Origin of the sequence: Nonomuraea fastidiosa (assembly GCF_042751225.1) — a bacterium.
GTDB classification, from domain to species: domain Bacteria; phylum Actinomycetota; class Actinomycetes; order Streptosporangiales; family Streptosporangiaceae; genus Nonomuraea; species Nonomuraea fastidiosa.
Window position 1 is genome coordinate 4332108 of the sequence record NZ_CP170570.1, and the last position, 11971, is coordinate 4344078.

At 71.6% G+C, this 11971-nt stretch carries 11 protein-coding genes; 4 read left to right on the forward strand and 7 right to left on the reverse strand.

Translation table 11 applies throughout. The features are described from left to right. A complete protein-coding gene (locus ACFMQL_RS19990; protein ID WP_364060486.1) occupies positions 1-615 on the reverse strand; it encodes a LysE family translocator in 615 nt (204 codons plus the stop codon). Between the two features lie 102 nt (positions 616-717). Between ACFMQL_RS19990 and ACFMQL_RS19995 the strand changes: the two genes are divergently transcribed. Further along, positions 718-3507 carry an AAA family ATPase gene (locus tag ACFMQL_RS19995; protein WP_364060489.1) on the forward strand — a complete coding sequence of 930 codons (2790 nt, stop codon included), beginning with the start codon at positions 718-720 and terminating at the stop codon, positions 3505-3507. Between the two features lie 88 nt (positions 3508-3595). Here the strand turns inward: ACFMQL_RS19995 and otnC are convergent, their stop codons facing one another. The 4 genes from otnC to ACFMQL_RS20015 form a co-directional block, all read right to left on the reverse strand. After that, positions 3596-4234, reverse strand: coding sequence for a 3-oxo-tetronate 4-phosphate decarboxylase (otnC, locus tag ACFMQL_RS20000; protein ID WP_364060492.1), 639 nt, complete (start codon positions 4232-4234; stop codon positions 3596-3598). Next, a complete protein-coding gene (gene otnK, locus ACFMQL_RS20005) occupies positions 4231-5463 on the reverse strand; it encodes a 3-oxo-tetronate kinase (RefSeq protein WP_378786434.1) in 1233 nt (410 codons plus the stop codon). The genes otnC and otnK overlap by 4 nt, the downstream gene beginning before the upstream one ends. Before the next feature lie 113 nt (positions 5464-5576). Beyond that, a complete protein-coding gene (locus ACFMQL_RS20010) occupies positions 5577-6467 on the reverse strand; it encodes a hypothetical protein (RefSeq protein WP_364060498.1) in 891 nt (296 codons plus the stop codon). Between the two features lie 53 nt (positions 6468-6520). Next, positions 6521-7483 (reverse strand): AraC family transcriptional regulator, encoded by a 963-nt coding sequence (locus ACFMQL_RS20015; RefSeq protein WP_378786437.1) that lies wholly within the window; start codon positions 7481-7483, stop codon positions 6521-6523. 121 nt (positions 7484-7604) lie between these two features. On the opposite strand from ACFMQL_RS20015, the gene ACFMQL_RS20020 reads away from it, so the two are divergent. Then, positions 7605-8162, forward strand: coding sequence for an NAD(P)H-dependent oxidoreductase (locus tag ACFMQL_RS20020; RefSeq protein WP_364060504.1), 558 nt, complete (start codon positions 7605-7607; stop codon positions 8160-8162). A gap of 281 nt (positions 8163-8443) precedes the next feature. Here the strand turns inward: ACFMQL_RS20020 and ACFMQL_RS20025 are convergent, their stop codons facing one another. Further along, the gene (locus ACFMQL_RS20025; protein ID WP_378786439.1) at positions 8444-9301 is read right to left on the reverse strand and encodes an SAM-dependent methyltransferase; all 858 of its coding nucleotides are present in this window, start codon (positions 9299-9301) and stop codon (positions 8444-8446) included. 88 nt (positions 9302-9389) lie between these two features. Here ACFMQL_RS20025 and ACFMQL_RS20030 point away from each other — a divergent pair, with 88 nt between their 5' ends. Both ACFMQL_RS20030 and ACFMQL_RS20035 read left to right on the forward strand, forming a co-directional pair. Beyond that, positions 9390-10256 carry an alpha/beta hydrolase gene (locus tag ACFMQL_RS20030; protein ID WP_364060510.1) on the forward strand — a complete coding sequence of 289 codons (867 nt, stop codon included), beginning with the start codon at positions 9390-9392 and terminating at the stop codon, positions 10254-10256. A gap of 447 nt (positions 10257-10703) precedes the next feature. Then, the gene (locus tag ACFMQL_RS20035; protein WP_378786441.1) at positions 10704-11639 is read left to right on the forward strand and encodes a helix-turn-helix domain-containing protein; all 936 of its coding nucleotides are present in this window, start codon (positions 10704-10706) and stop codon (positions 11637-11639) included. Between the two features lie 70 nt (positions 11640-11709). Here the strand turns inward: ACFMQL_RS20035 and ACFMQL_RS20040 are convergent, their stop codons facing one another. Continuing rightward, positions 11710-11922, reverse strand: coding sequence for a DUF397 domain-containing protein (locus ACFMQL_RS20040; RefSeq protein WP_378786443.1), 213 nt, complete (start codon positions 11920-11922; stop codon positions 11710-11712). Between the last annotated feature and the right edge of the window lie 49 nt (positions 11923-11971).

An 11971-nucleotide genomic window follows, 5' to 3' on the forward strand; every position in this document is an offset into this window, starting at 1 on the left:
CTATTCTCGCGCGGCGAACGCCGTGAGCACGCCCAAGGCGAGGTAGACGCCGCCGCTGGCGTACCGCATGGGCTTGGCCGCTCGGGTGAGGCGGCGGCCGATCGCACCGGCGGTGACGGCGTACGCGACATCAGAGATCAGGCCGACCAGCAGCAGCGTGAGGCCGAGCACCACCACCTGCAGCGCGGGCGAGCCCGCGCGGGGGTCCACGAACTGCGGAAGGAACGCCAGGAAGAACAGCGCCACCTTGGGATTCAGCACGTTGACCAGCAGTCCTTCGAGGAACACCTTGCGCAGCGGCTGCGGCTCGGGCGCGCCGGCCTGCTGCTCCTTGCCGGTGAACGCGCGCACGCCCAGGTAGACGAGGTAGGCGACGCCCGCCCACTTGATGATCGAGAACAGCGTGGCGGACTGCGCGATCGCGTACGACAGGCCCGCGGCGGCGGCCGCGATGTGCAGGAGCGTGCCAGTCTCCACGCCGAACGCGCTGGCCAGACCGGCCGCCCGGCCCTGGGAGAGCCCGCGTGCGGTGATGTAGAGGTGGTTGGGCCCGGGGATCAGGACCACGGTGATGCTGACCGTCAGGAAGACGGCGAACGTCGTCGGATCAATCACGGGGAGCAATCTAGGCCCGGTTTGGTCCGGCCAGGAGGGCCAATCGCCGGGCGGTCCCGTGGACCAATCGGCTGTCGGTGGAAAATGGCATAGTTTGCAGGCGTGACAGGTCTTTTCGTCGGGCGAGCCGCTGAGCTGGCCGGACTGCTGCGAGCGCTCAGCTCGGCCGCCGACGGCGTGGCGGGTGTGGCGCTCGTCGGCGGCGACGCCGGCATCGGCAAGACCCGGCTGGCCGCCGAGCTGGTCGCCGAGGCCCGCTCGCGCGGCTTCCACGTCCTGGTCGGCCAGTGCGCCGAGCTGGGCGACGCGCTGCCCTACCTGCCGCTGGCCGACGCGCTGCGCAGCGCCGAGCCGGCCGTGCGCGAGGCCGCCGCCGCCCACCCCATGCTGGGCCAGCTACTGCCCGGCACGGAGAGCGCGCCCGCCACCGGGCTCACCCAGCAGCGGCTGTTCGGCTCACTGCTCGGGCTGCTCGCCGACGTGCAGCCGGTGCTGTTCGTCATCGAAGACCTGCACTGGGCCGACCGGTCCACCCGCGACCTGCTGGTCTTCCTCAGCCGCATGCTGCAGAGCGAGCGGGTGTGCGTGGTCGGCACCTACCGCACCGACGACCTGCACCGCCGCCACCCGCTCAGGCCCGTTCTGGCCGAGCTCAAGCGCCTGCCCACGGTGACGAGCGTGGAGCTCGGGCCGCTGGGCGACGGCGAGATGGCCGACTACGTCGCCACGCTGGGCGACATCGACGCCCAGAGCCTCGGGCTCATCGTCTCCCGCGCCGACGGCAACCCGTTCTATGCCGAAGAGCTTTATGCCGCCATGGCCGAGGGCGACGACCTGCCCGACGAGCTGGCCGGTCTGCTGCTGTCCAGGGTCGAGGTGCTGTCGGAGGCCGGTCAGCGGGTGCTGCGCGCCGCCGCCGTGGCCGGGCGCAGGGTGGAGGACGAGCTGCTGCGCGAGGTGTCGGGGCTGCCGCTCGCCGAGTTCGAGGAGGCGGTCAGGGAGATCGTCTCGCGCGGCCTGCTCAAGGTGCGCGGCCACGGCTACGCCTTCCGCCACGCGCTGCTCCAGGAGGCCGTCTACAACGACCTGCTGCCGGGCGAGCGCACCCGCCTCCACGCCGCCTTCGCCCGCCTGCTCACCTCGCCCGCCGAGCTGGCGCACCACCATCTGGCCGGCCATGACCTGCCGGGCGCGCTCGCGGCCTCCGTCGAGGCGGGCAGGGAGGCCGAGCGGGTCGGCGCGCCCGCCGAGGCCCACCGCCACTACGACCGCGCGCTGTCGCTGTGGGAGCGGGTCGACGACGCCGAGCGGCTGGCCGGGGAGAGCCGCGTGAAGCTGGCGTTCCGCAGCGCGGTCATGGCGGCCGACAGCGGCGACAAGCACCGCGCGGTGACGCAGCTCCGCGTGCTGCCGCAGACGTCCGAGGTGTGCGAGCGGCTCGCCTATTACCTCTACGAGATGAACGACGAGGACGCGGCGGTTGAGGTGGCCGAGCGCGCCGTCGAGAGCGCGGGCGAGCCCGCGACGCTCGCCCGCGCCATGGCCACCTACGCCCGCACCCTGCTGTGGAGCCCGCGCCATCACGAGGCCGAGGAGCTGGCCACCCGGGCGCTGGAGCTCGCCCGCGCGGCCGGGGCCAGAGACGCCGAGGTCGGCGCTCTGCTCACGCTGGCCGTCTACGCCGAGGTGGCCGGCGACATGCACCGGGCTCACGACCTGGTCGACCGGGCCATGGCGGGGCCCACCGGCGATCTCGCCATGGACCTGCGGGCCCGCTTCCACCACGCCCGCATCCACTACGAGCAGGGGGTGCTCGAACACGCCGCCGAGGTGGCCGACGACGGCATCCGCCTGGCGTCCGAGACCGGGCTCATGTGGAGCACGTACGGCACTGACCTGCGCTTCCTGCGCTTCCTCATCCACTACGTCGCCGGCGAGTGGGACGCGGCCGAGACCATGGCGGCCGGGTTCGGGGCCAGGGTCGGCACGGTCCCCGAGGCCATCCTGTCGTCGTTCGCGCTGTTCATCGAGGTGGCGCGCGGCCTGCCCGCGGTCGAGTCGCGGCTGAGCTGGCTGCGGCCGTTCTGGTCCGACGCGCTCGCCTCCTACATGTCGCGCGGGCTGGCCGCCGAGCACGCGCTGTGGCACGGCGACCCCGCCACCGCGCTCGACCACGTACGCGCGGTGCTCGCGGCGCAGCAGCCCGGCGACGCCGGCAACGTCCGCATCGCCGCCATCGGGCTGTGGGCGCTGGCCGAGCTGGGCACCACCGAGGGCGCCGACGAGCTGCGCGCCCAGGCCAGGCTCTCCGCCGAGCACGGCCCCACCGGCGGTGGCGGGCACCTCGGCCCCGAGGGGCGGGCGTGGACGCTGCGCGTCGAGGCCGAGTGGCACCGCGTGCACGGGCGGCTCGACGTCGAGCTGTGCCGCAAGGTCGTCGAGGCGTTCGACTACGGCTTCGTGTACGAGGCCGCGCGCGCCCGCTGGCGGCTCGCCGAGGCGCTGCTCGCGGCGGGCGACCGCGAGGCGGCCCAGGCGGAGTGGGAGGCGGCCAGGGAGGTCGCGGGCAAGCTGCGGGCCGTGCCGCTGGAGAACGCGCTGCTCGACTTCGGGCGTCGCGCCCGCTTCGGCATCGCCGCCGGCGGCGGCTCCCGTGCGGGCGAGCCCCGGGCGGGGGCGGCCGTTGAGCCGGCCGAGGGGCGGCTGACCGCGCGGGAGATCGAGGTGCTGCGGCTGGTGGCCGAGGGGCTGACCAACAGGGAGATCGCCGAGCGGCTGTTCATCGCACAGAAGACGGTGAGCGTCCACGTGTCCAACATCCTCGGCAAGCTCGGCGTCTCAACCCGCACCCAGGCCGCCGCCACCGCCCGCCGTCTGGGCCTGCTGCCCTGACACGGCGCACGCCCGGTCAGCCGGCCGGCTCCGCGGTCAGGAGCATCTCCTGTTCCGCGGAGCCGGGACCATGGAGCCAGAGCGACGATCACGTGCGCGGATCGGCGAGAGCTTCACGCTGCTCCGGGGTGAGCGGGCGGGTGGGCAGGCCGCGCAGGAGGAGGAAGAGCTTGGCCGTCTCCTCCAGCTCCTCCACGGCGTCCATGGCCGCGCCGAGCGTCTTGCCCGCGACGATCGGGCCGTGGTTGCTCAGCAGCAGCGCCCGGTGCGTGCGCGCCTTCTCCTCGGCTGCCGGGCCCAGCGCCGGATCGCCCGGCGCGTAGTAGGGCAGCAGCGGCAGCCGCCCGACCCGCATCGCGAAGTACGCGGTCAGCGGCGGCAGCGCGTCGTCGGGGTCCAGCCCGTCCATGCACGACACGGCGGCGGCGTACGTGGAGTGCGTGTGCACCACCGCGCCCGCGTCCGGCCTGGCCCGCAGGAGCGCGGCGTGCAGGAACGCCTCCTTCGACGGTTTGGGCCCGGCCACGTGCGCGCCGGTCAGGTCGATCAGCGACAGGTCGGCGGCCTCGACCGTGCCCAGGCTGGAGCCGGTCGGGGTGACGAGCACGCGGTCGCCGACCCGTACGGACAGATTGCCGGTACTGCCGTGGGTGAGGCCGCGCGCGAACAGGGAGCGGGCGGCGGCGATGATCTCCCGGCGCTGCCCGTCGAATTCCGGTGATGTCATCGGGACGCCTCCACCAGCAGGTCGGGTTCGCCGAAGTTGCCGGACTTGAGCAGCAGCGACAGGCCGTCCGGGGTGTGGATCCACGGCACGCCGCGCGCCGCCTCCGCGCCGATCATGCCGCCCGGCACGCCGAGCGCGCTCACGATCGCGCCCGAAGTCTCGCCGCCCGCCGAGATCACCCGCGTGACGCCCCGCTCCACCAGGCCGCGCGCGATGTCGCCGAGCGCGTGCTCCAGGATCGTGGCCGAGCGTTCGGTGCCGAGGATCTGCTGGACGCGGCGCAGCGCCGCCGGTTCGAGCGAGGAGTAGATGAGGGGCGCCCCCGAGCCGGGCGGCAGGTGGTCGTACCAGGCCAGGGCGCCGCGGGCCAGCGAGACCGGGTCGCGGTCGGTCAGCGCGTCCAGCCGGTACGCCGGCCTGCCCGCCTCGATCATGGCCGCGACCTGCTCCAACGTACGGGCCGAGCAGCTCCCTGCGAGCACCGCGGCCACCCCGGAGGGCGCGGGCGCGGGCGGCTCGCCGCCACCGGTGCGCGCGTGCGCCGCCGCCAGCCCGCCGGCCAGCCCCGCCGCGCCCGCCACCAGCCGCGCTCCCGCCAGCGCCCGCCCCGACACCTCCAGGTCGGAGTCGTCCAGCGCGTCCACGAACGCGTACCGCACGCCGTGCTCGCGCAGCTCGGCCAGCCGCTGTTCGACCACGTGCCCGCGGACCTGGTCGAGCGTCACGACACCCGCCCGGTAGGCGCTCTGCGCCTCGAGCAGCCGCGGCAGGTACGAGTCGGTCATCGGCGTGAGCGGATGGTGCCGCATGTGCGACTCGCCGAGCAGCACGTCGCCGACGAACAGGTAGCCGTTGTACTGCGTGCGGCCGTGCTCGGGAGAGCTCGGCGTCATCGCGACCAGCGGCACCTCCATGGCGTCGGCCAGCGCGTCGAGCACCGGGCCGATGTTGCCGTCGCGGGTGGAGTCGAACGTCGAGCAGTACTTGAAGTAGACCTGCCGCGCCGCGCCGTGCGCCCGCAGCCAGCGCAGCGCGCGCAGCGTCCGCGCCACCGCGTCGGCTTTGGGGATCGTACGGGTCTTGAGCGCGATCACGACGACGTCGTGCTCGGGCGGCTCGGTGCCCTGTGGCGGCAGCCCGAAGTACAGGACGGTACGCAGGCCGCGGCGGCGCATGGCCACGGCCACGTCGGTGGCGCCGGTGAAGTCGTCGGCGATGGCACCGATCATGGACGCCTCTCGGTGCGGGGGAGGTGGTCGAACATAAAGCCGACGTTATCGGCGCAAAAGTGGATCAGTGACGATGGGGCGGAACTCCTTCGGATATGTCAGCTCGTGATGGTCTAGTCGCGGAACAGGAAGGCGGCCTCGTGATCGGCCTGCAGGTACCCGTGGAAGCTCCGGGCCTTCTTCTCGGCCGTCCTGTCGGCGGTCACGATGGTCACGACCACGTACTTCTTCGAGGCACCCGAGAGGATCTTGCCGTAGACGTACTCGGAGTGCGCCTTGTCATGGCGCCACCTGATCGCGTTCGACGAGAGCTTGGCCAGGCGGTCGGCCGTGGTCTTGGCGGCCTGGTCGGTGGGGAACTGCATGAGGAGCGTGACCGCCTTGAGGTGGCCTTTGTAGGCCGAGTACGCGAGCTGCACCGCGCGCTCGCACCTGTTCGCGCGCAGCACGCGCTCCTTGCCGTCCACCGGGGTGCAGGAGTCGTAGGTCCAGCCGGCCACCTTGTCCGCCCGGAACTTGGCCGTCCCCATCATGAAGTTCCAGTCGCCGAACTCGTCGGCCGTGATGGGGGAGCCGGGCTCCGGCACGGTCGTCGACGGGGACGGCGTCTGCGACGGCTGCGGCGTCCGCGCGCTGGGCGTGGAGACGGGCAGGGCGATCTCGTCGATCTTGTCGTCCATGGACGTGAAGAGGTAGACGAGGATGCCGATGATGCCCGCCACGGTGAGCCCCATCAGGGTGAACACCACCGCCGCGATCTTGTTGCCGGTGCCGGAGCCGCTCGGATACGCGGGCGGGGGCCCGTAGGCAGGGCCGCCCTGGCCGTACGGTGAGCCTTCGTAGGCCGGCTGGGTGGCGGGCCCGTACGGGGAGTGGAGCTGCTGGGTCGGCTGCTGAGGGCCGGAGGGTGACTGCTGCGGGCCGTACCCTTGCGGCGCACCCTGGCCTGGTGCGCCGCCCCATGGGCCGGGCTGCTGGGGCTGCGGCTGTGGAGGGTATGCCATTCCCCCATTCTGGTGCAGGCCATTACCATCCGCCCCAAAGACCCCACCAATCGTCATCGTGCGGCGATGCTTCGGCCGGTGCCGGCGGCGGGGGCCAGGGCGTGGCGGCGGCGGAACCGGCCGGGCGCGAGGCCGTACTCGCGCTTGAACGCGTTGCCGAAGGCGAACTCCGAGCCGTAACCCACGCGCGCGGCGATCTCCGACACCGGCGCGTCCGACTCGACCAGCAGCCGCGCCGCCGTGGCGAGCCGCCACCACGTCAGGTACGCCAGCGGCGGCTGTCCCACCAGCTCGCTGAAGCGGCGGGCGAACCCGGCCCGCGACAGGCCCGCCTGGGAGGCGAGCGACTCGACGGTCCAGCGGCGCTCGGGGGCGCGGTGCATGGCGTCGAGCGCCCGCCCGACGGCCGGGTCGGCGAGCGCGGCGGCCCAGCCCCCGTGCGTGCAGACCTCGCCGGAGGTGAACCAGGCGCGCAGCACGTAGAGCTGCACCGCGTCGAGCAGGGACGTCACGATGGTGTCCGCGCCGAGGCGCGGGTTGTCGATCTCCCCGGCCAGCAGCTCGACGGCCGCCCGCAGCTCGGGGTGGCAGCCGAGCGTCGCGGTCAGATGGATCACCGGGGGCAGCGAGCGCAGGATCGGGTGCGCCAGGCGGGGGTCGAGCCGGTAGCCGCAGACGAGGGTGACGGTCTCGGCCCCGCTGCCGCCGACTCCGGCCGAGGTGAACAGCTCGGGGTCGTCGTGGCGGCAGCCGGTGGGCGGCGGCAGCGGCCGTTCGGGGTCGTCGGTGAGCCCGTACGAGTCGCCGTGCGGGAGGAACACCACGTCGCCGACGCTGAGCGGGATGGGCTCCCCTTCGCTGGGGACGAACCAGCAGGAACCGCGCAGCACGATCTGGAAGCTCGCCGAGCCGGGCGCGGAGGGGAACGTCTGTCCCCAGGGGGCGCGCCAGGAGACGCGCGCGGAGACCGGCCGTCCGGTCCGCATCAGGGCGACCACGTCGCTCAGGACATCCATGCGAGCAGTCTAAGTCTGTGGACGATGACGTATAAATCCTGGACGACAGCGCATTCACCATCTCACCATCGCCCGCCTACGGTGGTCGGCGTACCGACACCTTGCTGAGAGGAACGTTGACATGCCGAAGGTGGGCATCATCGTGGGCAGCACCCGTCCAGGCCGCAACGGCGAGGCGGTGGCGCGCTGGGTGCACGAGCTTGCGACCAAGCGTGGCGACGCCGAGTACCGGCTGCTCGACTTGCGGGACTTCGACCTGCGCCACCTGGACGAGCAGACTCCGGCGGCCGCCGGCGTCTACCAGCACGAGCACACCAAGCGCTGGTCGGCGGCCATCGCGCCGCTCGACGCGTACGTGTTCGTGACGCCCGAGTACAACCACTCGATCCCGGGCGCGCTCAAGGACGCGATCGACTTCCTGTACAACGAGTGGGCCGACAAGGCGGCCGGCTTCGTCAGCTACGGGGTCGATGGAGGCGTGCGCTCCGTCGGGCACCTGCGCGACATCCTGTCCACGGTGCAGGTGGCGACCGTGCAGGCGTACGTCGCGCTCTCCGTCGCCACCGACTTCGAGAACTTCACCGACTTCCGGCCCGCCCCGCAGCACGAGGAGCGGCTGAACCTCATGCTCGACCAGCTGCTGGCATGGGGGTCCGCGCTGCAGTCGCTGAGAGGATGACCGCAAAGACGTATCTATGTATCTATCCGGACAGTTGCCCCCTATACGGAAACGATCCTGATGACAGGACCGGGCCCGGAAGAGCCGGGGCAGACCGTGCCCGTGCCGGTGACCAGGATCACCGTGGCCCCCGCCGGGCCGGGCGCGGTCGGGCTGCGGGACGGTGTCCGGCCCGGCGGGCAGGGGGAGGTGCGCCCTGCCGCAGGGAGGAGGGGGCAGGGCGCACCGGCTCAGGGCCGGCGTGCGCGGGGACGCGGGGCGCCGTGGTACGGCTGGGCCGGTCAGCGGCGGCGACCCACGCCGGCCAGCACGTTGTAGCGGGTCACGTCCTGGCGGATGAGGTCTTCAGGTTCGGAACGCCAGTCCGCCAGCGGCACCAGGCCGGGCTCGATCAGCTCCATGTCGCCGAAGTACCCGGCGATCTCCGTGCGGGTGCGCCAGCGGCCGGTGCCGAGGTTGCGGTTGAAGTCCCGCTCGGCCTCGATGGCGATCTCGGACGCCTCGGGGTGCTCGTCGCCCGGGTTGTGGAAGTGCACGATGGCCAGGTGGCTGCCCGGCGCGAGCACCGAGCGGAACCGCTTCATGATCCCCTCGGGGTCCTCGTCGTCGTTGACGTGGTGCAGCACCGACACCAGCAGCATCCCGACCGGCTTGCTGAAGTCGATGAACTCCAGCACCTCGGGGTTCTCCAGGATCTCGGCGGGCCTGCGGATGTCGCCGTCGACGACGGTGGTGACGTCGTTCGTGGTCAGCAGCGCCCGGCCGTGGGCCAGCACGACCGGGTCGTTGTCGACGTACACCACGCGCGCCTCGGGGGCGATGGCCTGCGCGATCTCGTGGACGTTGCCCTGCGTCGGCAGCCCGGAGCCGAGGTCGAGGAACTGGCAGATGCCGGCCTCGGCCGTCATGTACTCGACGGCGCGGCGCAGGAACGTACGGTTGGCCCGGCCCGCCTCGCGCGCGTCCGGCGCGATCTTCAGCGCCTCCTCGGCCACCTTGCGGTCCACCGCGTAGTTGTCCTTGCCGCCGAGGAAGTAGTCATAGACGCGGGCGATGCTGGGGACGGTCGGGTCGATCCCGGGTGGCACCGGCGGGTCGCCGGCGTCGCTCGGCTCCGTGATCTTTCCGTTCTCACCCATGGCACCTCACGTCGGCCGACTCATGGTGGTTGACTCGGAGATCAACGGCATCGTAACGCGGGGCGTCGAACGGCAGAAGTGGATGATTGTGGAAGATCACCTTGACGTCGGCCAGAACCCGGACGTACGGCTCTTCGTGACCAGGACCGGTCCCGGGCCGGGGCGTTCGCCGCTGCTGGTGATCCATGGCGGGCCTGATTGGGATCACAGCTATCTGCGGGAGCCGCTGGTGCGGCTCGCCGACCACCACGACGTGATATTTCCGGATCTACGGGGCTGCGGGCGCTCCACCCAGGGCCTGGCCGTTCACCACTACACGCCCGCCGCGGCCACCGGCGACCTCGTCGCGCTGCTCGACGCCCTCGGCCTGGCGCAGGCCGACGTGCTCGGGTTCTCGTACGGCGGCCTGCTCGCGCAGCGGCTCGCCGTGCTCGCTCCCGGCCGCGTACGCCGCCTGGTGATCGCGTCGAGCAGCGTGCCGCCGGTGCCGAAGGACGCCTACGACGGCTGGGCGGAGCGCGAGCGCCGGACGGCCGCCGAGCGCCGCGTGTGGTCGGAGTCCACGCTGACCGGGCCCGAGCTGACCAGGGCGGCGGCGTACGCCGGGGCCGAGGCCGACGTGTGGCGGGCGGAGATGCTGGACGGCTATCGCGAGCGCCTGGCCGCCGTACGCTTCTCGGGCGAGTGGCTGCGCGCCTGGCAGGCGGGGTCTTTGCCGTCCGCGCGGATCGACGACGCCGCCCGGCGGCTGGCCGAGCTGGGCGTGCCCATCCTGCTGCTGCACGGCCGGCAGGACATGACGTTCCCCGTCGCGCTGGCCGAGGAGGCGAGCGTGCTCATCCCGTCGGCCCGCGCGGTGATCCTGGAGGAGGCCGGCCACATGGCCCACGTGGACCAGCCGGAACGCTGGCTGGCCGCCGTCACGTCCTTCCTGCGCGAGGACCTTCCCGCCTGAGCCCTCTGGGCGAGGACCTTCTGGTCCGAGCTCCGTGGACGAGCCCTTTCTCGGCCTGCACGGCCTCAGCGTCCTGCTGGCGGTGGTCGCCGTCCTGTTGCTGTCCCTGACCCTCGCCGACCGCTCCCTGACCCGCGTCGGCACCTGACCGCCGGGGTCCGCCCACACACTGCGCGCAGCCTCGGTGAGGTCACCGTCGACAGGTGTCCGGAGCCCCGCAGGGCTTCGTAAGCCACATATGCCACAACTGTCCTCACCTGTGACAGCAAACACGGCGAATCATGCTGAGTCGTTATAACTCAAACTTTCCTGACTTACTTGCATCCTCCTGGTGGTTGATGCATGTACCGTGAGTGACTACCGCGCCGATGCACTCATAGCTGCATCACTATGACTTAGACTGAATCACAGTGAATCAGCCGAACCGGATGTGGAGGCATGTTCCCTGTGGTGCTGGACGACGGCGCGGATCCCCAGGTCAAGCGTCAGGTGCTTGGAGCAGAGTTGAGACGGTTGCGCGACATGGCCGGCATCTCCGGGCGTGAGCTTGCGGATCGGATCGGGATCAGCCAGTCGAAGGTGTCGCGCATCGAGTCCGGCGCGACCATGCCGTCAGCCGTCCAGGTGGCTGATTGGGCAGAAGCGGTCAACGCGCCGCCCGATGCGCGTCAGGTGCTCGACTCGCTGGTGCAGACCGCGTTTACTGAGGTGCGTACGTGGCGGATGGCCACGCGTACCCGGCCCCACATACAGGGCGAGATCCAACTCCTGGAGCAGCAGGCTGGTCGAGTGCGCGTGTTCCAGCACTCGCTCGTCCCAGGATTGCTGCAGACGGCCGAATACGCCAAGCGAGTGTTGAGTCTGTTCCAGCCTGGATATGCGGAAAGCGCCCTGGCGGAGGTGCTGGCCGCTCGCCTCGACCGCCAACTCGTCCTGTACGACGAGAGCAAGCGGTTCGAGTTCCTGATCACGGAGGCGGCGCTGCGCTGGCGGCCGGGACCTCCTCGGCTGCTGCTGGCCCAGCTTGACCGCATTGCCTCGCTGAGCACGTTGGAGAACGTCTCGATCGGCCTCATCCCACAGGGCGTCGAGGCCGTGACCAGCATGGCGCACTCGTTCGTGATGTACGAGCCGGATGCGGACCAGGCCGCCGAGGAGGAGGGGGGCGACGAGGGCGGCGGCACCGACGGCGGTGACGGCGGTTCCCATGAGGACACTGTCGTCACAGTCGAGACGGTGCACGCCAACCTCGTCGTCAAAGGTGCGGAGAGCGTCGGCCTATACAACACGCGCTGGTCGCTGCTACGCCGCATGGCCGTCTTCGATGACGCGGCCCGGGCATTCCTGTCCGAGGTCGCCGCCACCGTCAGGGCGGGAGGCTGAGCCATGTCCGCACGCTCTCGTGAACGTGTGGGGGGTGCCGGGGCGGCATTGCCCCGGCACCCCGTCTGGATCAGCTGGTCACGAACCAGTCGGCCTCCTCGTCGTACCTGCCGGCCTTCACGGCCTCGACGTGCGCACGCCACTCGGCTTCGGTGAAGACCAGCACCGGCCCGTTCGGGTCCTTCGAGTCGCGGATGAGACGCACCCTGGCGACCTCGACGCAGGAGCCGCCGTCGCACGCGCTGATGAAGTCGACCTGTCCGTTCAGCTTGATCTGGGCCATTGTTTTCGTTCCTTTCTTGCCCGAAGACTTGTTGGGACTGCAACTACCT

What these genes read in the sequence shown, in the direction of transcription:
- ACFMQL_RS20040 (WP_378786443.1), bottom strand. Translation starts at nt 11,922, where the DNA reads ATGGCCCAGATCAAGCTGAACGGACAGGTCGACTTCATCAGCGCGTGC.
- ACFMQL_RS20020 (WP_364060504.1), top strand. Translation starts at nt 7,605, where the DNA reads ATGCCGAAGGTGGGCATCATCGTGGGCAGCACCCGTCCAGGCCGCAAC.
- ACFMQL_RS20010 (WP_364060498.1), bottom strand. Translation starts at nt 6,467, where the DNA reads ATGGCATACCCTCCACAGCCGCAGCCCCAGCAGCCCGGCCCATGGGGC.
- ACFMQL_RS20025 (WP_378786439.1), bottom strand. Translation starts at nt 9,301, where the DNA reads ATGGGTGAGAACGGAAAGATCACGGAGCCGAGCGACGCCGGCGACCCG.
- otnC (WP_364060492.1), bottom strand. Translation starts at nt 4,234, where the DNA reads ATGACATCACCGGAATTCGACGGGCAGCGCCGGGAGATCATCGCCGCC.
- ACFMQL_RS20015 (WP_378786437.1), bottom strand. Translation starts at nt 7,483, where the DNA reads ATGGATGTCCTGAGCGACGTGGTCGCCCTGATGCGGACCGGACGGCCG.
- otnK (WP_378786434.1), bottom strand. Translation starts at nt 5,463, where the DNA reads ATGATCGGTGCCATCGCCGACGACTTCACCGGCGCCACCGACGTGGCC.